The sequence below is a fragment of the Streptomyces sp. N35 genome (genome assembly GCF_016464295.1).
Classification (GTDB): Bacteria; Actinomycetota; Actinomycetes; order Streptomycetales; family Streptomycetaceae; genus Streptomyces.
In genome coordinates, this window is record NZ_JAEIMH010000092.1 from 13,999 (window position 1) to 36,763 (window position 22,765).

The following is a 22,765-nucleotide window of genomic DNA, read 5'->3' on the forward strand; positions in this document are numbered from 1 at the left end:
GGGGGTGCTCAGCCGCCGACGAACCCCGCCTCGTAAGCCGCGATCACCGCCTGGGTCCGGTCCCGTGCGCCGGTCTTCGCCAGGACCGCCGCCACGTGGGTCTTCACCGTGGCGGGTCCGAGCCCCAGCTGTCCGGCGATCTCCGCGTTGGTCCGGCCGGTCGCCATCGCGCGCAGTACGTCCGCCTCGCGTCCGGTGAGCCGGGCCACCCAGGCCGGCTGAGCGGGGCGGGCGCGGGGTGCGTGCTCGGTGGCCAGCGCCCGCACCGCCGCCGGGAACAGCAGCGAGTCGCCGCGGGCCACCGTGCGCACCGCCTGCACCAGCTGGTCGGCGTCGGTCCGCTTGAGCAGGAATCCCGCGGCGCCGGCGCGCAGGGCGTCGTACACGTAGGAGTCGTTCTCGAAGGTGGTCACGACCATGATCCGTGGCGGGGCGTCCATCGAGGCGAGGATCTGTTCGGTGGCGCGGATGCCGTTGATCTCGGGCATGCGCACATCCATGAGCACGACGTCGGGCCGCAGCGCGCGGACGACGGAGACCGCCTCGGCGCCGGTCGCGGCCTCGCCGACCACCGTCATGCCGGGGTCGCGGCCTCGCCGACCACCGTCATGCCGGGCTCGGCGTCGAGGATGGCGCGCAGGGCGGTGCGGACCAGGCGTTCGTCGTCGGCGAGGACGATGCGTACGGGCGCGTCGTTCACCGGGCACCGCCCGTGGGGAGCGGCAGCCGGACGGTCAGCCGCCAGCGGTCGCCTTCGGGTCCCGCCGTGCAGCCGCCGCCGAGCAGCCGGGCGCGGTCGGCGATGCCCTTGAGCCCGCTGCCGCCCCCGGCGCGCGGTGCGGCAGCCTCGGACAGGGCGTTCTCCATGACGATCTCCACGGTGTCGGCGGCCTCGGTGATCCGCAGGGTGACCGGTGAACCGGCGCTGTGCCGAAGCGAGTTGGCGAGGCCCTCCTGCACGATCCGGTACGCCTCGCGCGACACGAGCGCGGGCAACGCCGGTACATCGGCCCGCACCGTCGCGTCGACGGACGTTCCGGTGGCCCGGGTGCGGGCGAGCAGGCCGGTCAGGTCATCGGCGAGCGTGGGGGCGGGGGCCAGGGCCGCCTCGTCTCCTTCGCGCAACAGGCCGAGCACCGCGTCGAGTTCACCGACGGTGCGCCGCGTGGTGTCCTCGATGGCCGACAGCGCCTCCCGTACGAAGGCGGGATCGTGGTCGAGCACCCGGCGGGCGGCACTCGCCTGCAGGGTCACGGCACTCAGCGCGTGGCCGACCGAATCGTGCAGCTCGCGTGCGAGCCGGTTGCGTACGGACAGTTCGGCGGCGCGTGCTTCGGCGGCGGCGAGGCGGTCGGCGGGGGTGGGGCCGAGCAGGACGGGCGCGTAGCGGGCGAGCAGGCCGCCCGCCGCCGTCGCGCAGGCGGCGAGGGCGGGCAGCATCGCGGGTCCGGCGGACGGGCCGAGCGCGTACGCCCCGGTCTTGTCGAGGGGCGCGGGCACCCGCAGAAACTCCCGTACACCCGGCACCGGCAGCAGCATCACCGAGACCGCGAACGGCGGCAGCGCCAGCATCGCGCCGCTGAGCACCCCGCCCACCCCGACGTGCAGCGTGAACCAGGCCGCGGTGCGCCGCCGCGCCGCCGGGCCACGGGCCGGACCCTCCGCGAACCGGGCGCCGTCGACCCCGCACAGCGCCCGCGCCATCGCCACGGACAGCGGCCGTACGAGCGGGAAGAGGCCCGCGAGGGCGGCCAGCGGCAGAGCGAGCGCGTACGCGCCGAACTGGCCGGGCACCGAACCGCGGAACAGCGTGTCCCCACCGCCCGCGAGCGGCAGCACCACCAGCGCGCCGACCAGCCAGAACGGCATCAACAGGGCGCCGCCCAGGACCAGATGGACCCATCTGAGGCGGGCCCTCCGGCCGAGCAGCGCCCCGGCGACGGTACGAGGGCTCATACGGGGATCGAGACCGCTGTGCGGTCGTGCGCCACGGCCGAGCGCGCGGTGAAGAAGCGCACCCCGAGGGCGATCACGAGCATCCCGACGATCATCTGTCCAGCGTAGGTCAGCATGACCAGGGTGGTGGGGCGCTCCGCGATGTCCCCGGCGCCGAGCGAGGCGAGCGTCATCCAGCCGCCCCAGCAGGCGGTCGCGCCGGAGCCGACCCAGGCGACGGCCAGCGGTACGGCGAGTGGCAGCCGGGGCAGCACGCGGAAGGCGACGACCAGGGCGCCGGCGACCGCGGTCAGCGGGAACAGTGCGTTGAGCGCCTCGAGAGCGTACGTGTCGGTCGCTCGGTCGCGGACGGCGTCCGCGCCGAGGCCCGCGGTCGCGCCGGAGGCCCACATCAGGTGGACGGTGACGGGGAGCAGGGCGACGACGGTGGCGGCCAGGGCCAGGGGGCGCGAAGCGGGGGTGGTCACGTCGCCCACCCGGCCGCGCCACAGGTGGCCCCACCGCTGCCGGGCGTAGAGGGCGAACAGGCCGCCGAGCGCGAGCCCTTGGAGGATGAATCCGCCGTACACCACCCCGAACACCCACTCGTCCAGGAACGGCTCCGACGCGGACTGGGTCCGCACGTCCCCGTTCAGCACCTTGATCAGGAGCTGCACCGGGAACCCGGTCATGATCGGGGCGAGCAGCCCGCCGGCCACCCACACCGGCACGAGCAGCAGCCAGGCCGGCACCCGCAGCCCCCAGGGCCGGGTGAGCAGCAGGGCGAGCGCGATCACGCAGGCGTCCATCAGGACGGTGACGGTGTTGGCGACCACCATCGTGGCGCGGTGCTCGAGCAGCGAGCTCCCGTCGGGGATCCCGAGGTGACTGCCCAGGATCCAGGCGGCCTTGAGCGTCAGATACGGGAGGCAGGAGACGATCGCGACGAGGCGCAGGAGCCTGTGTGCGCGGGACAGGACGAACGGTGTCGTGGTCATGCCCCCAAACTCCCGCCCCGGTCGCCCCACCACGTCCTGCCCGCTGACGATCCGCCTCCGCCGCGCGGGGGAGGCGGGGTCAGCCTTGGAGGCGGGGTCAGCCTTCCCTCACCGGCGCACCGGCGCACCGGCTCACCGGCTCACCCTCCGCAGGACCGAGCGATCTTCCCGTTCTCGTCGATGTCGATCGGGAAGCCGTCGTCGTCGCCGAAGGTCACGGTCCAGCCGTGGGTGAGCGTCGCGGACGTGGCGTCGTCGGCGAGCCAGAACCGGGGCTCGTGCGAGAAACAGGTTGCGGGGTTCGGCCCCCGGACGGCTCGCAGGTACTCGCTCACGAACTGCTGCTCGAGCTGTTTGCGGCGGGTCGCGCCGGCACCGGACTCGGCGGCTTCCACCAGACCGCCGTAGAAACCGGACACCGTCGGGTCGCCGCCCTTGCCATGACCGGCGACGGGCCTGCACGTCAGGCCGGTGACCCGGCCCGTGCCCGGGTCGAACTCGAGGGACACCGTCCGGTCGACCCGCCGTGTTCCCTGGTAGAGCGAGACCTCGCCGGCCGCCAGCACCCCGTCGACCGCTTCGCCGCAGGTCACGCCGAGGGAGTCGGTGCCCCAGACGCGTTCGTACGTGGCCCGGTCGGCGAACAGCGTGGCGACGGCGTCCGGATCCACCTCGGCGCGGGTCGCCGGGTTCTGGTGGCGCAGGGCCGACAGGAACAGGGTGGGCAGGGGCTGGGAGGGGGCCGCGGCCGGGGTCGGGTCCGGCTGCGCGGGCGCGCCCGTGGGACGGCTGTCGGTGCTCGGCGCGGTCGTCGCCTGCACCGGGGCACCGGCCCGGCCGGGACCGCTCTGGGACACGAATCCGGCCCCGAGGGCCACGGCCGCGACGGCCGCCGCCGTGCCCAGCCGCAGCCGCCGACGGCGCCGCCGCACGGTGGAGACGACAGCGTCCGCGTCGTAGCGGCGGGCAGGTACCCGCTCCGTACGGTCGAGCATGGCCGCGGCCAGCTCCTCCTCCAGGTCCGCATGGCTCATGCCGTTCCTCCTGAACTCGCGCGCGTCACCTGCGGGTTGATGGCCGAGCGGAGCTTCGCGAGCCCCCGGGCCGCCTGGGATCTGACGGAGCTCTCCGAGATATCCATCAGGCGGGCGATCTCCGCGTCGTCGAGCTCCTCGAAGTACCGCAGCACCAGCACGGTCCGCATGCCGATCGGCAGGGTGTGCAGAACGCGGATCAACTCGTCGCGGACATGGAGGCCTTGGTACGGATCGACCGGCGGGCCGACTTGTTCGCCGCCGATGCCGTCGTCCAGGGGAATCTCCGCGTGCCCGCGCAGCCTGCGCCAGCGGTCGTTCGCGAGATTCACCAGGATCCGGCGCGCGTACGCCTCAGGAGCATCGGCGGAGCGCACCCGCCGCCAGTGCCGGCACACCTGCTCCAGCGTGGACTGCACCAGATCGTCGGCCAGATGGCGCTCACCGGTGAGCAGCAGCGCGGTTCTGAAGAGCGCCGACGACCGTGCCTGCACGAAGGCCGTGAAGGCCGGCACGTCAGCCGCCCGCATCCGCGGGCCCCGGCTCGTGTCCCTGCGGCATGTCCGCCCCCTTACGAAGCCGCCTTGGCCTCCTGCTCAACCTGACGGAGTGCACGGCCCAGTTGCTGCACGCGAAGGTCCGCCGTGACCCAAGCGTTGTCTCCCCGGGGGCGAGGAGGGGACGCGACGGGGCAGCGAGCCCGCCGCCGGCGTTACGTCAGTGTCCGGCGTTACGTCAGTGTCAGGACGACCTCGTCGATCTCGGCGTCCCGCGCCACGGCGAACCCGCAGTCATGGCCCGTCACGACGAACCCGCACTTCTCGAGCACCCGGACCGAGCCCGCGTTGTCCGCCGCCGCGCGGGCGTGCAGCGGGCGCTCCGTGACCTCGGCGACGAGCAGGCGCAGGGCGGCCGTGGCCACACCACGGCCCCAGTACGCGCGGTCGATCCAGTACGTGACCTCCAGCTCGCCCGGCTCGCCGTAGACCGCGGCGCTGCCGACCACATCGCCGTCGAGCAGCACCGTACGGACCACATACTCGGCGCAGATGCGCTTCCAGTGCGCCGAGAACAGGTCCCAGTCCGCCGACTTCGGCGAGACGAAGGCGGCCGTGCGCATCGACTCCGGATCGTTCATCTGCCGGAAGAAGACCGGCAGATCGCTGGAGTGGACCGGTCGCAGGGCGATATCGGTCACCGGCTGTACCGCGTCCTCGAACATTCAGAGCCTCCGGGTCGCGAGCGTCAGACGGTCCCGCGCGTCGAACAGTGCGTCCTTGATCATCTGTTCGTGGGCGGGCGTCAGCCGCGCCACCGGCACCGAGCAGCTGATCGCGTCACGGGCCGGCGTGCGGTAGGGGATCGCGACACCGAAGCAGCGCAGCCCGAGGGTGTTCTCCTCGCGGTCCACCGAGATGCCCTGTTCGCGGATCTGGTGCAGCTCCTCGATCAGCTGCTCGCGGTCCGTGATCGTGTGCTCGGTGAGCGGCGCGAGCGTCTCCGGGAGCATTTTGCGGACCTGCTCGTCGGTGTGGGTCGCGAGCAGCGCCTTGCCGAGCGAGGTGGAGTGCGCCGGCAGCCGGCGCCCCACCCGCGTGAACGGGCGCAGATAGTGCTGGGACTGGCGGGTGGCCAGATAGACGACGTTCACGCCGTCCAGACGCGCCAGGTGGATGGTCTCCGTGGTGTCGTCGGAGAGCCGGTCGAGGGTCGGGCGAGCCGCGGCCACCACCTCGTCGCCGTCGATGTAGGAGGTGCCCACGAGCAGGGCGCGGACGCCGATCCCGTAGCGGGTGCCCGTCGCGTCCGTCTCGACCCAGCCGAGCTCCACGAGCGTGCGCAGCAGCATGTAGAGGCTGGACTTCGGGTACCCGACCGCTTCCTGCACCGCCGCCAGCGAGTGCATTCCGGGCCGGCCCGCGAAGTACTCGAGCAATTCCACGGTCCGCACAGCGGACTTGACCTGCGCACCACCGCCGGTGTCGGCTGCAGACATCGCCCTTGACCCCTTCGTTCGCCAACGCATAGCCTCCCAAGCGATTCACATTCGGAGACAGCGTTCAGCATATCGAACGGCCCTGGTGGGCGGCAGAGTTTTCCCAGGTTCTCGTGGCGGACCACCGAGAACTGCGGGGCGAAACCGTGCACTTCGGGCCTTCGGGAAGGACCGGCCGTGACAGCAGCACAAGTCTGGAGCGTCGACCCCCGTAACGGGAAGCCACGTGAGCAGGTTGCGGTCGAGGCCACAGCTCAGGAGATCGACCGCGTGGTGCGCGCGGCGCACGCCGTCCGGGAGACGCTGGCCGACCGGGCCGTACGCGCCGCGTTCCTGCGCACCGCCGCCGAGCTGCTCGACGAGGCCGCCGCCCATGTCGTCGAGGCCGCCGACGCGGAGACCGCCCTCGGCCCCGGCCGCCTCAACGGCGAGCTCGCGCGCACCAGTTTCCAGCTGCGCTCCTTCGCCGAGCTCGTCGACGAGGGCGCGTTCCTCGACGTCGTCATCAACCACGCCGACGACACCCGCACCCCGCCGTGGCCGGATCTGCGCCGCTACAAGGTGCCGCTCGGCGTAGTCGCCGTGTACGCCGCCTCCAACTTCCCGCTCGCCTTCTCGGTGCCCGGCGGCGACACCGCGAGCGCGCTCGCCGCGGGGTGCCCGGTGGTGGTCAAGGCGCACCCGGATCACCCGGCCACCTCCGAGATCTGCGCCTCGGTGCTGCGCCGCGCGGCCGTGCGCAGCGGACTGCCCGAGGACGTCGTGCAGTTGGTGCACGGCTTCGAGGCGGGCGTCGAACTCATCAAGCACCCGCTGATCTCCGCGGCCGGCTTCACGGGTTCGGTACGCGGCGGACGCGCGCTCTTCGACGCGGCGGCCGCCCGCCCGCACCCCATCCCGTTCCACGGCGAACTCGGCTCGCTCAACCCGGTGGTGATCACCGAGGCCGCCGCGATCGAGCGCGGTGAGCAGCTCGGCGCGGGGCTCGCGGGCTCGATGACCCTGGGCGTCGGCCAGTTCTGCACCAAGCCGGGCTTCGTGCTCGTACCGGCCGGCGCGAACGGCGACACCCTCGTCAAGGAACTGACGCACGGCGTCAGCGAGGTCGAGGCCGGCGTGCTGCTCGACCACCGGATGCGGGACGCCTTCATCGCGGGCGTCGCCGCGCGGGCCGCCCTGGACGGCGTCGAGGCGCCCGTCACCCCTGGCTCGGGCGGTGAGCACACGGTCGGCGCGGGCTTCCTGACCGTGGACGCCGCGCGCCTGGTCGAGGAGGGTGCGCACGATCTGCTCCTGGAGGAGTGCTTCGGCCCGGTCACCGTCGTCGCCCGCTACGACGACGAGGCCGAGATCACCGCCGTACTGTCGCGGCTGCCCGGCAATCTGACCGCGACCCTGCACCTGTCCGACACGGAGGCCGGGGACCCGCAGGGCCGCGGCGCCGCACTGCTCGCCGAGCTCACCGCGCTCGCCGGCCGTGTGCTCGTGGGCGGCTGGCCCACCGGCGTGGCCGTCGCCCCCGCCCAGCAGCACGGCGGCCCCTACCCGGCCACCACCTCGACGTCGACCTCCGTGGGCGGCTCGGCGATCGAACGCTGGCTGCGCCCGGTCGCGTACCAGACCACCCCCGAGGCCCTGCTCCCGCCGGAACTGCGCGACGACAATCCCCTGGGGGTGCCGCGGGTGGTGGACGGGGTGCGCGACTGAGTGTTCAGGGGCGCGTGAAGATGGAGTGGGTCCCGATGCGGCGCCACACCACGTGAGGCTCACCGTCGGTGACGGACGGGCCGTAGTGGAACGTGGCCCGTCCGTCCGGGGCCCACGACATCTCCCAGACGTCCTCGTAGCCCTGCATCTTCTTGACCCGGAGGCCCCGCCGGAAGCCGGTGCCGGCTCGTAGGTCGGCGACGAACTGAGCGACGGCCACGAGGAACGCGGTCTTCTGCTCCGCCGTCAGGCCCTTCCAGTCGCGCAGGAAATGGCTGAGCGTCTCATACGTCGGCACGCTTCTCGATCTCCCCCAGGTCGAGGCCCGCGTCGTCGGCCAGCGTGCGCAGCAGGGACGCGCCGTCCTCGTGGACCTCGCCCCGCTCGCCCTCGGCCAGCGCCTCCTCCACCTCGCGTTCCTTCGCCTGCCACTCGGGGGACCAGAACCAGGCCTGGTCATCCGGCACGACGGAGGCGGGCGTGAGGATGATGCGCCCGTCTTCGACGGCCACGACGAGCTGGTCTCCCTCGCGGAGATCCAGCTGATCCCTTATGTCCTGGGGGATGGTGATGACGCCCTTCTTGCGCAGGGGCGTGGCGACCAGGTGCGGCCTGCGGCGGCGCTTCACGGCAGTCATGCCGACAGTCTACCTGGAAGAAAGTCTGCCTAACCGTCGAGCGCCTCACCCACGGCGCGGCAGCAGCGCCGTGGCCGTACCCGTCGCCGCGAGGAAGGCCGCCGCGATCAGCACGCTCACGTGCAGGCCGGCCACGAACGACCCCGAGACCAGCACTCCGAACCCGGCCACGCTCAGCGCTCCCGCCACCTGGCGCGCCGAGTTCAGGACACCCGCCGCGAGGCCGGCGCGCTCGGCCGGTACGGCGTCCAGGATCGCGGCGGTGAGCGGCGGCACGGTCAGCGCGGAACCGATGGCCAGCGGCATCATGATCAGCGCCAGCATCATGGTCGAGCTGTTCTCGCCCACGAAGAGGAGCAGCAACAGGCCCACCACGGCGAGCGGTTGACCGATCAGCATCGGCAGCCGCGGCCCGTAACGCCCCGCGAGCTTGCCCGCGACGATGTTGGACACCGCGATCAGACCTGTCATCGGCAGGAACATCAGTCCCGCCGCCAGCGCCGAACGCCCCTGCACCTGCTGGAAGAAGAGGCTGAAGACGAACACGATCCCGTAGAACGCGACGCTCACCGCCGCACCCGTCGCCACCATCACCGCGACCGTGCGGTTGCGGAACAGGGCGAGCGGGACCACCGGGTGCTCGTGGCGGCGTTCCACGCGGACGAACACGACCGCCGACACCACGGCCACCACCGCGGCGAGCACGCCCACCGTCCCGCGCTCGATCACCGCGAACGCCACCGCGGTCAGGGCCACCGTCGCGGCGATCTGACCGGGCAGGTCCAGCGGCGTACGGCGGCGCTCGAAGCGCGGTGCCCGCAGCAGCAGCGCGAGGGCGAGCAGGCCGAACGGCACGTTGATGAAGAAGATCCCGCGCCAGTCCCAGGCGGTGGTCAGCGCACCTCCCGCGACCGGTCCGAACGCGGTGGCCGCCGACCCGCCCGCCGCCCAGGCCGCGACGGCGCGGGCCCGCCTGGCGGGATCGGGGAAGGCGCGGCGCACCAGCGCGAGCGAGGCCGGGAGCACGATCGCGGCCCCGATGCCCTGCAGGACCCGCGCGCCGGTCAGCGTGGCGAGGTCGGGGGCCAGACCGCAGGCCACGGACGCCGCGGTGAACAGCGCGACACCGATCCCGTACGCCTTCGTCGCGCCGATCCGGTCCGCGAAGGCGCCGGTCGAGAGCATCAGCGCGGCCAGGGCCAGGGTGTACGAGTCCACCACCCACTGGAGCCCTGTCATGCCGGCGCCCAGCGAGTCGGCCATCGACGGCAGGGCCACATTGACGACCGACACGTCGAGGGTGATCAGAAAGAAGCCGAGCAGGGCGGCGAGCAAGGTGAGCGCGGGTGAGTGGGCGCGCTCGGGGCTTGCCGCCGTGGGCAGTTGGGCCCCGGTCCGGGGGTTCTGGTCTGCGGTCTGGAGAGCCATGCCCCTACCTTGGCGATCTACCGGGGCGTATAGTAGTGGCTTGATTGCCATAGATCCGGAGGTTCTGGCCATGACGGAGAGCGACGCGGCTCGGGGCGCGGGTATCCCGGGGTTTCCGGGGGCTTCTGTTCGTCGCCCCCACCGCATCGTCGTCATCGCCCCCTCACCTGTCTCGATGTTCAATCTGGCGATCCCCGAGATGCTCTTCGAGAAGGTCGAGATCGACGGCGTGCCCGGATACGAGGTGGTGGTCTGCACCCCCGAGCCCGGCCCGATCACCACCACCGGCGGCCTCACCCTGGAGGTGCCGCTCGGCCTGGAGGCCCTGCGAGGCGCCGACACCGTGCTCATCGCCGGCACCGGCCACCGCTATCTGCCCGACCCCCGCACCGTCGATGCGGTACGCGAGGCCGCGACCCAGGGCCTGCGCATCGCCTCGATCTGCAGCGGCGCCTTCGTGCTCGCCGAGGCCGGACTGCTCGACGGTCGCTCGGCGACCACGTACTGGCAGCTCACCCAGGAGCTGCGGCTGCGCTATCCCGCGCTCGACGTCCAGGGCGACGTGCTCTACGTGCAGGACGGCCAGGTCATGACCTCGTCCGGCTACGCGGCCGGGATCGACCTGTGTCTGCACATGATCCGTACCGACTACGGGGCGGCCGCGGCCAACACCGTCGCCCGGCTCGCGCTGGTCGCGCCGGTGCGGCCGGGCGGGCAGACCCAGTTCACCCAGACCCCGCTGCCGCCCGAGCGCGGCACCGCCTGCGCGGACACCCGCGGCTGGGCGATGCGCCACCTCGACGAGCCGCTCACCCTGACCGACCTGGCCCGGCACGCGGGCATCAGCGTGCGCACCCTCACCCGCCGCTTCCACGCCGAGTCGGGCATGAGCCCGCTCCAGTGGCTCCTGCACCAGCGCATCGAGCGCGCCAAGGAACTCCTGGAGACGACCACGCTCCCGATGGACCGGGTGGCCCGCGCCTGCGGCCTCGGCACGGCGGATTCCCTGCGCCAGCACGTGGTCCGCAGGACCGGTCTGACCCCGAGCGGGTACCGGGCGCAGTTCAGTCGGCTCGCCACCGCCTGACCAGGGAATGAACCGGTCCGGTTCAACGTTCACCTATCCGACCGGACGCCCCCTGACCTGGAGAACACCATGCGCGTCGAGATCTGGAGCGACATCGCCTGCCCCTGGTGCTACATCGGCAAGAAGCGCTTCGAGGACGGGCTCGCCGCCTTCGCGCACCGCGACGACGTCGAGATCGTGCACCGCTCCTTCGAGCTCGACCCGAACCGGGCCAAGGGCGACACCGCACCGGTGATCGACATGCTCGCCAAGAAGTACGGCCGCACCCTCGACGAGGCCCGCGCCATGGAGGAGAACGTCGCGTCCAACGCGCACGCCGAGGGCCTCGGCTACCGCACCGAGGGCCGCGACCACGGCAGCACCTTCGACATCCACCGCCTCCTGCACCTCGCGAAGGCCCGCGGCAAGCAGGACGAACTTCTCTCCCTCGCCTACCGCGCCAACTTCGCCGAGGAGCGCTCCGTCTTCGATCCGGAGGTGCTCGTCGCGCTCGCCGTCGAGGCCGGACTCGACGAGACCGAGGCCCGCGCGGTGCTCGCCGACGAGAACGCCTACGCCGACGACGTACGCGCCGACGAGCGCGAGGCGGCCGAACTCGGCGCCACCGGCGTGCCGTTCTTCGTCCTCGACCGCAAGTACGGCGTCTCCGGCGGCCAGCCCGCCGAGGTGTTCACGCAGGCGCTGCAGCAGGCGTGGGGCGAGCGTTCGCCGCTCAAGGTGATCGACCAGGGCGACGCGGACGCGTGCGGTCCCGACGGATGTGCGGTGCCGCAGGGCTGAGTTCGCCCGCGTGACGCGGCGGTTGTCCGGCGCCACAGGCCCGAGCACTCCGACAGACGCGCTGCTCAGAGCCCACGTATAAGCATCGCTAAGGGCGACCGTGTACATCTCCGCAATGGACGGGGAGTTGGTCACGTACCAGCATGGCTCCCATGGACACCATGGAGCGACTGGGAGGCGACGCCTTCGCGCCGCAGACGACGTATCTGAACAGTGCGAGCACCGGGCTGATCCCGGCCGCGGGGGTCGCCGCGATGCACGAGGGCGTACAGGCCACCGCGGCCGGCCGCCCGCTGGACCACTTCCGTGACGTCGAGGCCGCGCGGGCCGCGTTCGCGCGGCTCGCCGGCGTCCCCGCGCGGCAGGTCGCCACGGGCGCCTCCGTAGCGGTGTACGCGGGACTGATCGCGGCCTCGCTGCCCGAAGGGGCCGAAGTCCTGCTCGCCGAGGACGACTTCAGCTCGCTCGTGAACCCGTTCCACAGCCGCCCGGGCCTCAAGGTGCGCATGGTCGCCCTGGAGGAACTGGCGGACAGCGTCCGTCCCGGTACCGACCTGGTCGCCTTCAGCCAGGTCCAGTCGGCCGACGGCCGGATCGCCGCGGTCGACGCGGTACGGGAAGCGGCCCGCGCCCACGGCGCCCGCACCCTCGTCGACGCCTCGCAGTCCGCGGGCTGGCTGCCGCTGCCCAAGGCGGACTTCCTCGTCGCCGTCGGCTTCAAGTGGCTGATGGGCCCGCGCGGGATCACCTATCTCGTGGTCCCCGAGGACCTCGGCGGCCTCACTCCGCTGCTCGCGGGCTGGGTGGCCGGCGAGCAGCCCTGGGACAGCTGCTACGGCCCCGTGGCCGAACTCGCCCACTCCGCACGGCGCTTCGACATCAGCCCGAGCCTCTACTCGTACGCGGGAGCCGTGGCCGGCTTCGAACTGCTCGACCACCTCGGCATCCCGGCGGTCCGCGCCCACGACGCGGCCCTCGCCGACCGCTTCCGCGCGGGCCTGGCCGAACTCGGGCACACCCCCATCGAGGCGCCCGGCTCGGCCATCGTGTCCGTACCGGGGCTCGGCGCGCGCCAGCCGCAGCTCAGCGCGGCGGGCATCGAAGTCTCCGACCGCGCGGGCAACTTGAGGGCCTCCTTCCACCTCTACAACTCCTCCGACGACGTCGACCGGCTCCTGCACAGCTTGGCGTAGCCCCTTTCCGCCGCACCCTGGCGTCCATTCCCCCCAGGCGCTACGAATGCCTAGTGGCCCGTCGCCACCTTCCCGCCTGCCGGACGCCGCCTGGCCGCCCCCGCGGGGCGACGACGGGAAGGGTGACGACGGGCCCCAGGAGGCGGTGCCGGTGGAGACCAGTCAGGCGGCGAGCGATGCCGAACTGCACCGGCGCCTGGTGTACGGGGACGAGTCCGCCCTGGCCGCGGCGTACGACGTCTACGGCGGACTCGTCCGCCGGATCGCCCTGCGCGTGGCGCATGCGCCGGGCGCCGCCGACGACGTGGCACAGGAGGGGTTCGCGCACCTGTGGTCCCGTCCGTACCCCTACGATCCGCAGCGCGGCACCCTGCGCACCTGGCTGTCGATGCTCGCCCACCGCCGCTCCGTCGACTGGGTGCGCGCCGAGGAGCGCCACCGCAAGGCCGCGCACACCGACGAGGCGGCGCTGCACGCCATCCCCGCGCCCGGGCCGGGGCCCGACGAGGCGGTCGTCGACATGGAGCGTGCGCTGCTGCTCCACTCCGCGCTCGCCGAACTCCCGCTGCCGCAGCGCCAGGCCGTGCATCTGGCGTACTTCGCCGGGCACAGCTACCGCCAGGTGGCGGCCGAACTCGGCATACCCGAAGGCACCGCGAAGACCCGGCTGCGCACCGCGTTACGCCGGCTCGCCGCGACCCTCGCCGAACCGCAGGACACGGCAGTGGATCGGGTGCGTGACGTGGCAGAGGAGCCGGTGCGTGACGTGAGCAAAGAAGCGGGTGCGTGAAGTGAGCACGGAAAGAGAAGGGCACACGATGGGCTCCGACCACGAAGGCGTAAGGGAACTGCTGGGCGCATGGGCCCTGGGCGCGGTGCTGCCCACCGACGAGCCCCGCCTTCTCGGCCATCTCGCCGAGTGCGAATGGTGCGCGGGGGAGGCGGGCCGGCTGCGCGACACCGTCCGGCTGCTCGACGGCGGTGACGCGGCACTGGCCTACGAGCGCATCGACCGGGCCGCGACCGGTGAGACGGCCGCGTACGAGGACGGCGGTCAGGAGGTACGAGGACGCCTGCTCGCCTCCGTACTGGCGCAGCGCCCCGCGGCGCCGAGCACGGCCGGTCATGCCGCGCCGTATGCCGCCGCCGTGGCCGGACTGCAGGCGCTGCTGCGGGAGTTGGGGGAACAGGGGCCGTGGAGCACCCCGGTCGTGCACGACTGGGACGTGCACGCCACGGTCGCGCATCTCCTCGCCGCCGACGAATCCCTGGCGCTGCGGCTCGGGCTCCCCGGCCGCGCGCCGCGCGGCGCGCCTGCGCGGGGCCTCTCCTGGCGCGAGCTCTGGGCGCACCGCACGGCCGAGGTGATCGCACACGAGCGGACGCACAGCCCGGCACAGACCATCGCGGCCTGGCGCGAACAGTCCGCCGCGCTGCTCGGTGCCCCGCAGGCCACCGACCCCGAACTCGCCGCCCAGGCCACGACCTTGCTGGGGGTGCGGCTTCCGATCGCCGACCACTACGTGGTGCGCGGCTTCGAGACCTGGATCCACACGGACGACATCGGCCGCGCGCTCGGCCGTCCGGTGCCCACCCCGCCCGACCCGCTCCTGTGGCGCATGGTCCGGCTCGGGGTGCGCATCCTCGACCTCGCGCTCGCGGACGACTCCGTATCCGTCCTGCTCACGGTGGCCGGGCACGGCTCCGACGGGGAGTGGGTGCTCGGCTCGGAGGACGAGCCGGTGGCGGCCGAACTCGTCCTGGATCCGGTCGACTTCTGCCTGCTCCTGGCCGGCCGCTACGACCCGGGCGAGGTCCCCCGCGGCCTCGCAGGAGACGAGCGGGCGGCACGCTCCGTACTGGAACGTGCCGCCCGGATCGCCTGGCTCTAGCGGGATTCAGCGCACGGGGGTGAAGTCCCGCGCCCCGATGAACTCCGGCCGCCGGATCGGCGCCGCGAACGGCTCCTCGGCCGCGTTCTCCACGCTGTTGAACACGATGAAGACGTTCGAGCGCGGGTACGGCGTGATGTTGTCGCCCGAGCCGTGCATCGCGTTGCAGTCGAACCACGTCGCCGAACCGGCCTTGCCCGTGAACAGCCGGATCCCGTGCCGGTCCGCCAGCTGGGTCAGGGCCTCGTCCGAGGGCGTGCCCGCGTCCTGCATCTGCAGCGACTTCTTGTAGTTGTCCTTGGGCGTCTCACCCGCGCAGCCCAGGAACGTCTTGTGCGAGCCGGGCATGATCATGAGCCCGCCGTTGGTGTCGTAGTTCTCGGTCAGCGCGATCGAGACCGACACGGTCCGCATGTTCGGCAGCCCGTCCTCGGCGTGCCAGGTCTCGAAGTCCGAGTGCCAGTAGAACCCGCTGGCCCCGAAGCCCGGCTTCACGTTGATCCGCGACTGGTGGACGTACACGTCCGAGCCGAGGATCTGCCGCGCCCGTCCGACGACCCGCTCGTCGCGGACGAGCCGCGCGAACACCTCGCTGATCTTGTGCACCTCGAAGACCGAGCGGATCGACCCCGACTTCGGCTCGACGATCGAACGCTCGTCGGCACGGATCGCCGGATCGGTGACGAGACGCTCCAACTCGCCCGAGTACACGCCCACTTCATCCGGCGTGATCAGCTGCTCGATCGCGTGGAACCCGTCCCGCTCGAACCCTCCCAGCTCCGACGGCGACATCGGCCCCGGCGCCCCCGGCGGAGACCACACGACAGGGTCCTTCCGCTCGGTGAGCACCTCGTTGGTGGCGCGGGTCGGGTACAGGTCGGTGCGTTCGGGTGCGGTGGTCATGGTGGTGCCTTCCATTCCTCTCGTACGGTCCTGTGGTTGCCGTGCGGCTCGGACGGGGGCCGCCTGCGCGGCTCAGACGGGGTCGGGCTCCGTCAGAAGCGGGTAGACCCCGTTCTCGTCGTGGTCCTCGCGGCCGGTGACCGGCGGGTTGAAGACGCACAGGCAGCGGAAGTCCTTCTTGATCCGCATGGTGTGCCTCTCGTGCCCGTCGAGCAGGTACATCACACCGGGCGTGATGGTGTGCTTCTCGCCGGTCTCGTCATTGGTCAGTTCGGCCTCGCCCTCGGTGCAGACGACGGCCTCGATGTGGTTCGCGTACCACATGGACGTGGTCGTACCGGCATACAGCACGGTCTCGTGCAGCGAGAAGCCCACGCGCTCCTTGGCGAGCACGATGCGCTTGGACTCCCAGGTGCCGGACGCGGCCTTCACATGCCGGTCGGTGTCTTCGATCTCCTGGAACGAGCGGACGATCACGGTGAATTGCTTCCTTCGGTTGTACGGATACGGGTGCGGGTGCCGAGGCGGTCAGACCGTCTCGCGGATGGCGCGGGCCAGGATGCGCAGGCCCTCGTCCAGTTCCTCCGGCGTGATGGTGAGCGCCGGAAGCAGCTTGACGACCTCGCTCTCCGGGCCCGAGGTCTCCACCAGGAGCCCCAGGTCGAAGGCGCGGCGGGCGATCTTCGACGCGTGGTCGGGGGTGGTCATCTCCAGGCCCCAGACCAGACCGCGGCCCCGGTACTCCCGTGTGGCGTCGGGGTGTTCGGCGCGGATCGCCTTCATGGCCTGCTCGACCTGCTCACCGCGGGCGAGGGTCTGCTTCTCCATCTCGCCGTCCGCCCAGTACGCGCTGAGCGCGGCGGCGGCGGTGACGAACGCCGGGTTGTTGCCGCGGAAGGTGCCGTTGTGCTCGCCCGGCTCCCAGACGTCGAGCTCCGGCTTGAACAGGCAGAGCGACATCGGCAGGCCGTAACCGCTGATGGACTTCGAGACCGTGACGATGTCCGGCACGATGCCGGCTTCCTCGAAGGAGAAGAAGCCGCCGGTGCGGCCGCAGCCCATCTGGATGTCGTCGACGATCAGGAGCATGTCCCAGCGCTTGCAGACATCGGCGAGCTTGCGCAGCCACTCGGTGCGCGCGACATTGATGCCGCCCTCGCCCTGCACGGTCTCCACGATCACCGCGGCGGGCTGGTTCAGGCCCGAGCCGGAGTCCTCCAGGAGCCGCTCGAACCAGATGAAGTCCGGGGTGCGGCCGTCGAGGTAGTTGTCGAAGGGCATCGGGGTGCCGTGCACCAGCGGGATGCCGGCGCCGGCCCGCTTGAAGGCGTTGCCGGTCACGGCGAGCGAGCCGAGGGACATCCCGTGGAAGGCGTTCGTGAACGACACGATCGACTCACGGCCCTTGACCTTGCGGGCCAGCTTCAGCGCGGACTCGACCGCGTTGGTGCCCGTCGGGCCCGGGAACATGACCTTGTACGGCAGGTCGCGCGGCCGCAGGATCGTCTCCTGGAAGGTCTCGAGGAACGCGCGCTTGGCCGTGGTCGACATGTCGAGACCGTGGACGACGCCGTCGCGCTCCAGGTAGTCGATCAGCGCGCGTTTGAGGACCGGGTTGTTGTGCCCGTAGTTGAGTGACCCGGCACCGGCGAAGAAGTCGAGGTACTCGTGGCCGTCCTCGTCGTACATCTTGCTGCCCTGAGCACGGTCGAAAACGGTGGGCCAGCCACGGCAGTAGCTGCGCACCTCGGACTCGAGGGTCTCGAACACGGAAAGGTCGGGCTGAGTGATGGTCACAGGGACTCCTTGGTCGTCAGCGTGGTCAGGGGGCTGATGCGGTAGAGCACTTCGGGATCGTGGGCGCTGCCGTCGGGGAACTCCTCGGCGCGGAAAAGGACTTCGCGCTCGACGGAGGCGCCATGACGCTCGGCGAACGAGGTGAACAGGCGCTCGGAGGCGGTGTTCCCGGGCGTGATCGTGGTCTCGACGGAGGTCACGTCGTATACGTCGACGACCCGGCGGGCGAGTCCGTCGAGCAGCGTCGCGGCGAGCCCGCGGCCCCGGTGGGCCGCGTCCACGGCCACCTGCCACACCAGCAAGGTGTGCGGGCGCTCGGGTCGTATGTACGCGGTGATGAAGCCGACCGGTTCCCCCTGCCCGTCCCGCGCCACCACCGACGTGCCGGAGAAGTCACGGCACCACAGCAGATAGCTGTACGACGAGTTCAGATCGAGCGTCTTCGAGTCACGGGCGATACGCCACAGTGCTGCCCCGTCCTTCACGCCAGGGCTGTCGAGCCGGAATTCCTGTGCAGTGGTCATGCGGATTGAATTTACCGAGAGGAAATCGAAATCGCATGGGGCTTGGGGGTTACATCAGGAGCTCGGATCTGTTATCCGCGCGGGCGAGGCTCGACATGTTTGGGCGATTTTGTGCGGGATTTACCGCGTGAATCGGACTCGGTGTGGAGTCGGTCACAGGGCCTGGATGTACACGAAATCTTTGTGTTTAGGCCCCGGAAAACCGGGCAGAAGTAAAACGGGAAGCTGCACGTTAATGCGCTTCCCGTTTTCATGAATTCTTTATGGAATTAGGAGTTCGCCTGGGTGTTTAAAGCTGCCGCATTTCAGGAGGACCGGATCTTTCGGACGGCATCCCCGAGCGCCGCGAGAGCCCGCTCCACCACGTCGGTACGGGCGTCGGGACCGTAGTGGTTCACGCGGATCATCTCGTGCGCCAGCGCCCCGCCGCCGGCCGCGACCGGCAGCGTGGCATCGGCGGCGAGCGCCGCGGCGACGACGGCGGAGGCGTCGACGCCCTCGGGCGTCCGCAGCGTCGTGGCCACCGGAGCGGCGTCCTTCGCGTCCCGCACGTACGGCGCGAGACCCGCGGCCTGTGCGCCCGCACGCGTGGCATGCGCGGCCTCGGCGTGCCGGGCCATCAGCGCGTCAAGCCCCTCCGCCTCGATCCGGTCCACGCACGCACCGAGCGCCAGCATCTCCAGCTGCGCGGGCGCGTGCAGGAGCGCCTTGCGGCCGCCGTCGACCCAGCGCTCCTTCCAGTCGAGCAGCGACAGGTAGGAGCGGCGCGGCGCCCGAGGGTTGTCCGCGAACCGCTTCCACGCCCGCTCGCTCACCGACACCGCCGAGACACCCGCCGGACCGCCCATGGCCTTCTGCGCCCCGATGACGCACAGGTCGACGCCCCACGCGTCGGGCAGCAGCGGCTCCGCGCCCACCGAGGCCACGGCGTCCAGATAGAAGAGCGCGCCGTGCTCCCGTACGACCGCGCCGATCTCCGTGACCGGGTTGGTGTTGCCGGTCGCGGCCTCCGCGTGCACCAGCGAGACGAAGTCGATGTCGGGGCGCGCGGTGAGAGCCTCGCGGATCTGCTCGGCGGTGACCGCCGTGTGGAAGGGCACCGCCAGGTCGATCACCTCGGCGCCGCAGTCCCGCAGCCAGTTGCCGAAGGTCTGCCCGTACGGGCCCGTGATCACGTTCAGGGCGACGGTGCCGGGCTGCGCGGCCGAACGGATACAGCTCTCCAGCGGCAGCAGCGCCTCGCCCTGCATGATCACCACGTCCTGCTCGGTGCTCAGCAGGCGCGCCACCCGGTCCTCGACCGCGGCGAATTCGGCAGCGCTCATCGGGGACAGGTCGAGGAAGGGGTGCAGGTCGCGCGTCATGGTCGTGCTCTCCGGGGGTGGGCTCAGGTGTGCGTGGTGGATGCAACGGGATGCGTGTCCGAGCGTACCGAGTGCCCTCTACGCTGCCGTACATGAGCGATCAGGGCACGGTGCTGCGGGTGAAGGGACGGGTCCTCGCCGGGCCCGAGGACGTACGCGACGAGCTGTGGGTGATCGACGGGCGGATCTCGTACGGGCGTCCCGCCGGCGCCCGGGACGTGACGACCGTCGAGGGCTGGGCGCTGCCCGGTCTCGTGGACGCGCACTGCCATGTCGGACTCGACACCCACGGCCCCGTGCCCGACGAGGTCGCCGAGAAGCAGGCGCTCACCGACCGCGACGCCGGCACCCTGCTCATCCGCGATGCGGGCTCGCCCTCCGACACCCGCTGGATCGACGAGCGCGAGGATCTGCCGAAGATCATCAGGGCCGGGCGGCATATCGCCCGCACCCGCCGCTACATCCGCAATTTCGCCCACGAGATCGAGCCCGATGACCTGGTCGCGTACGTCGCCCAGGAGGCGCGGCGAGGCGACGGCTGGGTCAAGCTCGTCGGCGACTGGCTTGACCGCTCCTCGGGCGACCTCGGGGCCTGCTGGCCGCGCGAGGCCGTGACCGCGGCGATCGCCGAGGCGCACCGGCTCGGCGCGCGCGTCACCGCCCACTGCTTCGCCGAGGACTCCCTCGTGGACCTCGTGGAGGCGGGCATCGACTGCATCGAGCACGCGACCGGACTGACCGAGGAGACGATCCCGCTGTTCGCCGAGCGAGGTGTGGCCATCGTGCCCACGCTCGTGAACATCGCGACGTTCCCGAAACTGGCCGAGCAGGGCGACGCCAAGTTCCCCATCTGGGCCGACCACATGCGGCGCCTGTACGAGCGCCGTTACGACACCGTGCGGGCCGCCTACGACGCGGGTATCCCGGTGTTCGTCGGCACCGACGCGGGCGGGGCCCTTGCGCACGGCCTGGCCGGCGCCGAGGTCGGTGAGTTCGTGACCGCGGGCATCCCGGCGGTCGAGGCGGTGTCCGCGGCGACCTGGGGTGCGCGTGCGTGGCTCGGGCGCCCGGGGCTCGAGGAGGGCGCTCCCGCGGACCTGGTGGTCTACGAGACGGATCCGCGGGCGGACGTACGGGTGTTGGGGGCGCCGCGGCGGGTCGTGCTGAACGGGGCCGTGGTGGGCTGAGCGGTCGCGGTCGCTCTGGTTCGGGCCGTGAACGCGCTGTCCCGGACCACCGGTGCGGACAGGGACGCCGAGGTTCAGGCCGTGAACGCGCCGTCCCGCATCACCGGTACGGACGCGGACGAGCCCAGCTCCACCGCCAGCTCCACATCCTGAGGGAACCCGTACTCCACGAGTTCCCGCCCTGACACCCCCGCGCGGACCGCCGCCGGGACATCCGCCGTGCCGACGAACGCGGCTCGCGCGGCCCGCGCCTCGGGGGAGAGGCCGTCGCGTGCGGCCGGTCCCTCGGGGGAGAGGCCGTCGCGTGTGGCCGGCCCCTCGGGGGAGAGGCCGTCGCGTGTGGCCGGCCCCTCGGGGGAGACCCCGTCGCGTGCGCCCAGCGCCGCGATCACCGCGCCCGCGCCGAGCAGGTCCTCGAGGGCCGGACGCAGCTCGCCGTCCGGCCAGCGCTCGCCTGACGCGATCACGCCGACAGGGCGCGCGGGCGTGCCGTATCCCTCGTCGGTCAGCCAACTGCCCACCGCCGGCGCGTTCCTGAGGCAGGCGGCCACCACCTCGACGCCTTCGGGGGCGGCCGCGGCGATCGTCGACCCGTTCGGCGACGGCAGGACGAGCCGTGGCGGCAGGTCGGCCCGGCGCAGGGTCGCGGGGGAGAGCGACCAGGGGTTCTCCTCGGACACCGCACCGCGCCCCACCGCGAGCGCGGCGTCCCGCTCCTCGGCGTACGCGGCCGCCGAGTCGTCACGCCAGGCGTACGGCAGGACGCGGGCGCCGCCCGTCACGGCCACGTCGACGGCGGTCGTGAACGACAGGACGTCGACGACCACGAGACAGGCCACCCAGGGGGCCAGCCGACGGGCCCCGGACGGCCCCCACTCGAACCGCACGCCGTATGCGTCCTGCCGGGCCCACTCGTCGTTTGTCGCGTCCATGGCGCCGATCATGCCTCAGGTTGACGCACCGTAACCAAGCGGTCGGCGTGGTCGTTTGCCCTTTCCGGTGTACGCCGGAGCGTCAACCAGCGCATTCGCTCGCGTTCGGGCGATGTGGGTGACACGGGTGACGTACGCGTCTGTACAGGCGCCCGAAATCGAATAGGCGGCCGGAAACCCCACTTTGGGGTGAACTCACGCCGCGCGTCTGTCAGTTCACTCTCCGTGCGTAAAGATTCTCGGCGTCGAGGTCGTCGACGCGGCGCATGTCCCGAAGTACCGCGTGCGTCGGCGGCTCCCTGTCTGCACCATGTTTCCCAGTGGGGGTTTCCCGTTTTGAACAGCAACACCTTCCGCATGCCCGCACGCAGAATCGCCGCGACTGCCGCGGCGACGCTGCTGGCCACCGGTCCCGTGGCCCTCGCGAGTGCCCTTCCTGCCCATGCCACGGGCGACGAGGGCAAGGCGAGTGCGGCCGTGCTCCGTACGCAGCTCGATGTCGGGCTGCTCAACAAGACCGTGCAGGTCCCGCTGAAGGCCACGCTGAACGAGGTGCAGGCGCCCAGGTCGGCGGAGAAGACCGCGTTGACGGTGAACCTCGACGGCGTGAACCAGGGCAAGCCGTTCAGCGTGCTGCGCGCGGAGGTCGCCACGGCGAAGGCCACCACGGACCGGCACAAGGCCGAGGCTTCCTCGAACGTGGCGCACGCCAAGATCCACGTACCCGGCCTTCCGCTCCTCTCCCTGATCGAGGTGGAGCAGGTCACGTCGAAGACGGTCTGCGAGGCGGGCAAGCAGCCAGTCGCCGAGTCCAACGTGCTCGGCTCGGTGACGGTGCTCGGCAAGAAGGTCACGCTCTCCGCGGGCGGGGTGACCCGGGTCGTCGTCCCGGGCGTCGGCGAGGTGAGCCTGACGCTCTCGAAGACCCACACCACGTCGAAGACGGCCGCGGCGGCCGCGCTCGAACTCAAGGTCTCCGTCAACCCGTTGAAGCTCAATGTGGCCGAGGTCGAGGGCGTGATCGCGCTGGCCGAAGCGTCCTGCACGTCGCCGGCCGGCGCTCCGAAGCCGGCCGAGTCCGAGCCGGCGAAGCCCGCGGACAAGGCCGAGGACGACGGCGTACGCGCCCAGTCGGCCGGCGAGCAGCGGCAGGACCTCGCCGAGACCGGCGGCAGCTCCAGCACGCCGTTCATCGCGGGCGGCGCGGTCCTCCTGCTCGGCCTGGGCGGCGGCGCCCTGGTCCTGGCCCGCGCGCGCAGCCGCGGCTAGGACCGGTCCCAGCCGGCCGGGGCGGGCGCCGGATCCACGCCCCGGCCGGGGCCCGGGCCGCGCCCCGCCCCCCGCCGGGCCGCGGGCCGGGGGCCCCCCCC

23 protein-coding genes and 1 pseudogene are annotated in these 22,765 nt (G+C 71.9%); 8 read left to right on the plus strand and 16 right to left on the minus strand.

What is annotated here, in order from left to right; genetic code table 11:
* Window positions 1-8 precede the first annotated feature (8 nt).
* The 7 genes and pseudogenes from JAO81_RS34895 to JAO81_RS34925 form a co-directional block, all read right to left on the minus strand.
* Window positions 9-700 (minus strand): annotated as a pseudogene (locus JAO81_RS34895) (response regulator).
* Entirely contained in the window at window positions 697-1,956 is a 1,260-nt protein-coding gene (locus JAO81_RS34900; protein ID WP_199552005.1) for a sensor histidine kinase, read from the minus strand. The pseudogene JAO81_RS34895 and the gene JAO81_RS34900 overlap by 4 nt, the downstream one beginning before the upstream one ends.
* A complete protein-coding gene (locus tag JAO81_RS34905) occupies window positions 1,953-2,933 on the minus strand; it encodes a hypothetical protein (RefSeq protein WP_199552006.1) in 981 nt (326 codons plus the stop codon). The genes JAO81_RS34900 and JAO81_RS34905 overlap by 4 nt, the downstream gene beginning before the upstream one ends.
* A 140-nt stretch (window positions 2,934-3,073) precedes the next feature.
* The gene (locus JAO81_RS34910) at window positions 3,074-3,967 is read right to left on the minus strand and encodes a hypothetical protein (RefSeq protein ID WP_199552007.1); all 894 of its coding nucleotides are present in this window, start codon (window positions 3,965-3,967) and stop codon (window positions 3,074-3,076) included.
* The gene (locus tag JAO81_RS34915; protein WP_199552008.1) at window positions 3,964-4,497 is read right to left on the minus strand and encodes a SigE family RNA polymerase sigma factor; all 534 of its coding nucleotides are present in this window, start codon (window positions 4,495-4,497) and stop codon (window positions 3,964-3,966) included. Before JAO81_RS34915 ends, JAO81_RS34910 begins: the two co-directional genes overlap by 4 nt.
* A gap of 200 nt (window positions 4,498-4,697) precedes the next feature.
* The gene (locus JAO81_RS34920; protein WP_199552009.1) at window positions 4,698-5,189 is read right to left on the minus strand and encodes a GNAT family N-acetyltransferase; all 492 of its coding nucleotides are present in this window, start codon (window positions 5,187-5,189) and stop codon (window positions 4,698-4,700) included.
* Window positions 5,190-5,963 carry an IclR family transcriptional regulator gene (locus tag JAO81_RS34925; protein WP_165336312.1) on the minus strand — a complete coding sequence of 258 codons (774 nt, stop codon included), beginning with the start codon at window positions 5,961-5,963 and terminating at the stop codon, window positions 5,190-5,192. It lies immediately after the preceding gene.
* A gap of 177 nt (window positions 5,964-6,140) precedes the next feature.
* On the opposite strand from JAO81_RS34925, the gene JAO81_RS34930 reads away from it, so the two are divergent.
* Window positions 6,141-7,670 (plus strand): aldehyde dehydrogenase (NADP(+)), encoded by a 1,530-nt coding sequence (locus JAO81_RS34930; RefSeq protein ID WP_199552010.1) that lies wholly within the window; start codon window positions 6,141-6,143, stop codon window positions 7,668-7,670.
* Between the two features lie 4 nt (window positions 7,671-7,674).
* Here the strand turns inward: JAO81_RS34930 and JAO81_RS34935 are convergent, their stop codons facing one another.
* From JAO81_RS34935 to JAO81_RS34945, 3 genes are read right to left on the minus strand one after another with little or no spacing between them, the layout of a single operon-like run.
* On the minus strand, window positions 7,675-7,968 hold the full coding sequence (locus JAO81_RS34935) for a hypothetical protein (protein WP_199552011.1): 294 nt from the start codon (window positions 7,966-7,968) through the stop codon (window positions 7,675-7,677).
* Complete coding sequence (locus tag JAO81_RS34940) at window positions 7,955-8,308, minus strand: AbrB/MazE/SpoVT family DNA-binding domain-containing protein (RefSeq protein ID WP_199552012.1); 354 nt, start codon at window positions 8,306-8,308, stop codon at window positions 7,955-7,957. The genes JAO81_RS34935 and JAO81_RS34940 overlap by 14 nt, the downstream gene beginning before the upstream one ends.
* Before the next feature lie 45 nt (window positions 8,309-8,353).
* Window positions 8,354-9,736, minus strand: coding sequence for an MFS transporter (locus JAO81_RS34945; protein WP_199552013.1), 1,383 nt, complete (start codon window positions 9,734-9,736; stop codon window positions 8,354-8,356).
* Window positions 9,737-9,911: 175 nt separating this feature from the next.
* On the opposite strand from JAO81_RS34945, the gene JAO81_RS34950 reads away from it, so the two are divergent.
* The 5 genes from JAO81_RS34950 (at window position 9,912) to JAO81_RS34970 (ending at window position 14,688) form a co-directional block, all read left to right on the plus strand.
* Window positions 9,912-10,823 (plus strand): helix-turn-helix domain-containing protein, encoded by a 912-nt coding sequence (locus tag JAO81_RS34950; protein ID WP_233416361.1) that lies wholly within the window; start codon window positions 9,912-9,914, stop codon window positions 10,821-10,823.
* 69 nt (window positions 10,824-10,892) lie between these two features.
* The gene (locus tag JAO81_RS34955) at window positions 10,893-11,603 is read left to right on the plus strand and encodes a DsbA family oxidoreductase (RefSeq protein ID WP_199552015.1); all 711 of its coding nucleotides are present in this window, start codon (window positions 10,893-10,895) and stop codon (window positions 11,601-11,603) included.
* A 152-nt stretch (window positions 11,604-11,755) separates the two neighbouring features.
* Window positions 11,756-12,796, plus strand: a complete 1,041-nt coding sequence (locus JAO81_RS34960) for an aminotransferase class V-fold PLP-dependent enzyme (protein ID WP_199552016.1) — start codon at window positions 11,756-11,758, stop codon at window positions 12,794-12,796.
* A gap of 145 nt (window positions 12,797-12,941) precedes the next feature.
* A complete protein-coding gene (locus JAO81_RS34965; protein ID WP_307814049.1) occupies window positions 12,942-13,586 on the plus strand; it encodes a sigma-70 family RNA polymerase sigma factor in 645 nt (214 codons plus the stop codon).
* A 1-nt stretch (window position 13,587) separates the two neighbouring features.
* Complete coding sequence (locus tag JAO81_RS34970) at window positions 13,588-14,688, plus strand: maleylpyruvate isomerase family mycothiol-dependent enzyme (RefSeq protein WP_307814047.1); 1,101 nt, start codon at window positions 13,588-13,590, stop codon at window positions 14,686-14,688.
* Between the two features lie 6 nt (window positions 14,689-14,694).
* Here the strand turns inward: JAO81_RS34970 and thpD are convergent, their stop codons facing one another.
* From thpD to JAO81_RS34995, 5 genes are all read right to left on the minus strand, one after another.
* On the minus strand, window positions 14,695-15,591 hold the full coding sequence (gene thpD, locus JAO81_RS34975) for an ectoine hydroxylase (protein WP_199552018.1): 897 nt from the start codon (window positions 15,589-15,591) through the stop codon (window positions 14,695-14,697).
* Between the two features lie 72 nt (window positions 15,592-15,663).
* Window positions 15,664-16,068, minus strand: a complete 405-nt coding sequence (locus tag JAO81_RS34980) for an ectoine synthase (RefSeq protein WP_199552019.1) — start codon at window positions 16,066-16,068, stop codon at window positions 15,664-15,666.
* 51 nt (window positions 16,069-16,119) lie between these two features.
* Entirely contained in the window at window positions 16,120-17,388 is a 1,269-nt protein-coding gene (ectB, locus tag JAO81_RS34985; RefSeq protein ID WP_199552020.1) for a diaminobutyrate--2-oxoglutarate transaminase, read from the minus strand.
* Complete coding sequence (gene ectA, locus JAO81_RS34990; protein WP_199552021.1) at window positions 17,385-17,912, minus strand: diaminobutyrate acetyltransferase; 528 nt, start codon at window positions 17,910-17,912, stop codon at window positions 17,385-17,387. Before ectA ends, ectB begins: the two co-directional genes overlap by 4 nt.
* A gap of 305 nt (window positions 17,913-18,217) precedes the next feature.
* Window positions 18,218-19,276, minus strand: a complete 1,059-nt coding sequence (locus JAO81_RS34995) for an alanine--glyoxylate aminotransferase family protein (RefSeq protein WP_199552022.1) — start codon at window positions 19,274-19,276, stop codon at window positions 18,218-18,220.
* A 92-nt stretch (window positions 19,277-19,368) separates the two neighbouring features.
* On the opposite strand from JAO81_RS34995, the gene JAO81_RS35000 reads away from it, so the two are divergent.
* Entirely contained in the window at window positions 19,369-20,463 is a 1,095-nt protein-coding gene (locus JAO81_RS35000) for an amidohydrolase family protein (protein WP_199552023.1), read from the plus strand.
* Window positions 20,464-20,537: 74 nt separating this feature from the next.
* On the opposite strand, the gene JAO81_RS35005 is transcribed toward JAO81_RS35000, so the two are convergent.
* The gene (locus JAO81_RS35005) at window positions 20,538-21,395 is read right to left on the minus strand and encodes a 2-phosphosulfolactate phosphatase (protein WP_199552024.1); all 858 of its coding nucleotides are present in this window, start codon (window positions 21,393-21,395) and stop codon (window positions 20,538-20,540) included.
* Between the two features lie 336 nt (window positions 21,396-21,731).
* Here JAO81_RS35005 and JAO81_RS35010 point away from each other — a divergent pair, with 336 nt between their 5' ends.
* Window positions 21,732-22,664 (plus strand): SCO1860 family LAETG-anchored protein, encoded by a 933-nt coding sequence (locus tag JAO81_RS35010; protein WP_199552025.1) that lies wholly within the window; start codon window positions 21,732-21,734, stop codon window positions 22,662-22,664.
* Window positions 22,665-22,765: the final 101 nt, after the last annotated feature.

Excerpts from the sequence above, each read along its gene's own strand:
- JAO81_RS34900 (WP_199552005.1), bottom strand. The coding sequence starts at position 1,956 with ATGAGCCCTCGTACCGTCGCCGGGGCGCTGCTCGGCCGGAGGGCCCGC.
- JAO81_RS34905 (WP_199552006.1), bottom strand. The coding sequence starts at position 2,933 with ATGACCACGACACCGTTCGTCCTGTCCCGCGCACACAGGCTCCTGCGC.
- JAO81_RS34910 (WP_199552007.1), bottom strand. The coding sequence starts at position 3,967 with ATGAGCCATGCGGACCTGGAGGAGGAGCTGGCCGCGGCCATGCTCGAC.
- JAO81_RS34915 (WP_199552008.1), bottom strand. The coding sequence starts at position 4,497 with ATGCGGGCGGCTGACGTGCCGGCCTTCACGGCCTTCGTGCAGGCACGG.
- JAO81_RS34920 (WP_199552009.1), bottom strand. The coding sequence starts at position 5,189 with ATGTTCGAGGACGCGGTACAGCCGGTGACCGATATCGCCCTGCGACCG.
- JAO81_RS34925 (WP_165336312.1), bottom strand. The coding sequence starts at position 5,963 with ATGTCTGCAGCCGACACCGGCGGTGGTGCGCAGGTCAAGTCCGCTGTG.
- JAO81_RS34940 (WP_199552012.1), bottom strand. The coding sequence starts at position 8,308 with ATGACTGCCGTGAAGCGCCGCCGCAGGCCGCACCTGGTCGCCACGCCC.
- JAO81_RS34945 (WP_199552013.1), bottom strand. The coding sequence starts at position 9,736 with ATGGCTCTCCAGACCGCAGACCAGAACCCCCGGACCGGGGCCCAACTG.
- JAO81_RS34950 (WP_233416361.1), top strand. The coding sequence starts at position 9,912 with ATGTTCAATCTGGCGATCCCCGAGATGCTCTTCGAGAAGGTCGAGATC.
- JAO81_RS34955 (WP_199552015.1), top strand. The coding sequence starts at position 10,893 with ATGCGCGTCGAGATCTGGAGCGACATCGCCTGCCCCTGGTGCTACATC.
- JAO81_RS34960 (WP_199552016.1), top strand. The coding sequence starts at position 11,756 with ATGGACACCATGGAGCGACTGGGAGGCGACGCCTTCGCGCCGCAGACG.
- thpD (WP_199552018.1), bottom strand. The coding sequence starts at position 15,591 with ATGACCACCGCACCCGAACGCACCGACCTGTACCCGACCCGCGCCACC.
- ectA (WP_199552021.1), bottom strand. The coding sequence starts at position 17,912 with ATGACCACTGCACAGGAATTCCGGCTCGACAGCCCTGGCGTGAAGGAC.
- JAO81_RS34995 (WP_199552022.1), bottom strand. The coding sequence starts at position 19,276 with ATGACGCGCGACCTGCACCCCTTCCTCGACCTGTCCCCGATGAGCGCT.
- JAO81_RS35000 (WP_199552023.1), top strand. The coding sequence starts at position 19,369 with ATGAGCGATCAGGGCACGGTGCTGCGGGTGAAGGGACGGGTCCTCGCC.
- JAO81_RS35005 (WP_199552024.1), bottom strand. The coding sequence starts at position 21,395 with ATGGACGCGACAAACGACGAGTGGGCCCGGCAGGACGCATACGGCGTG.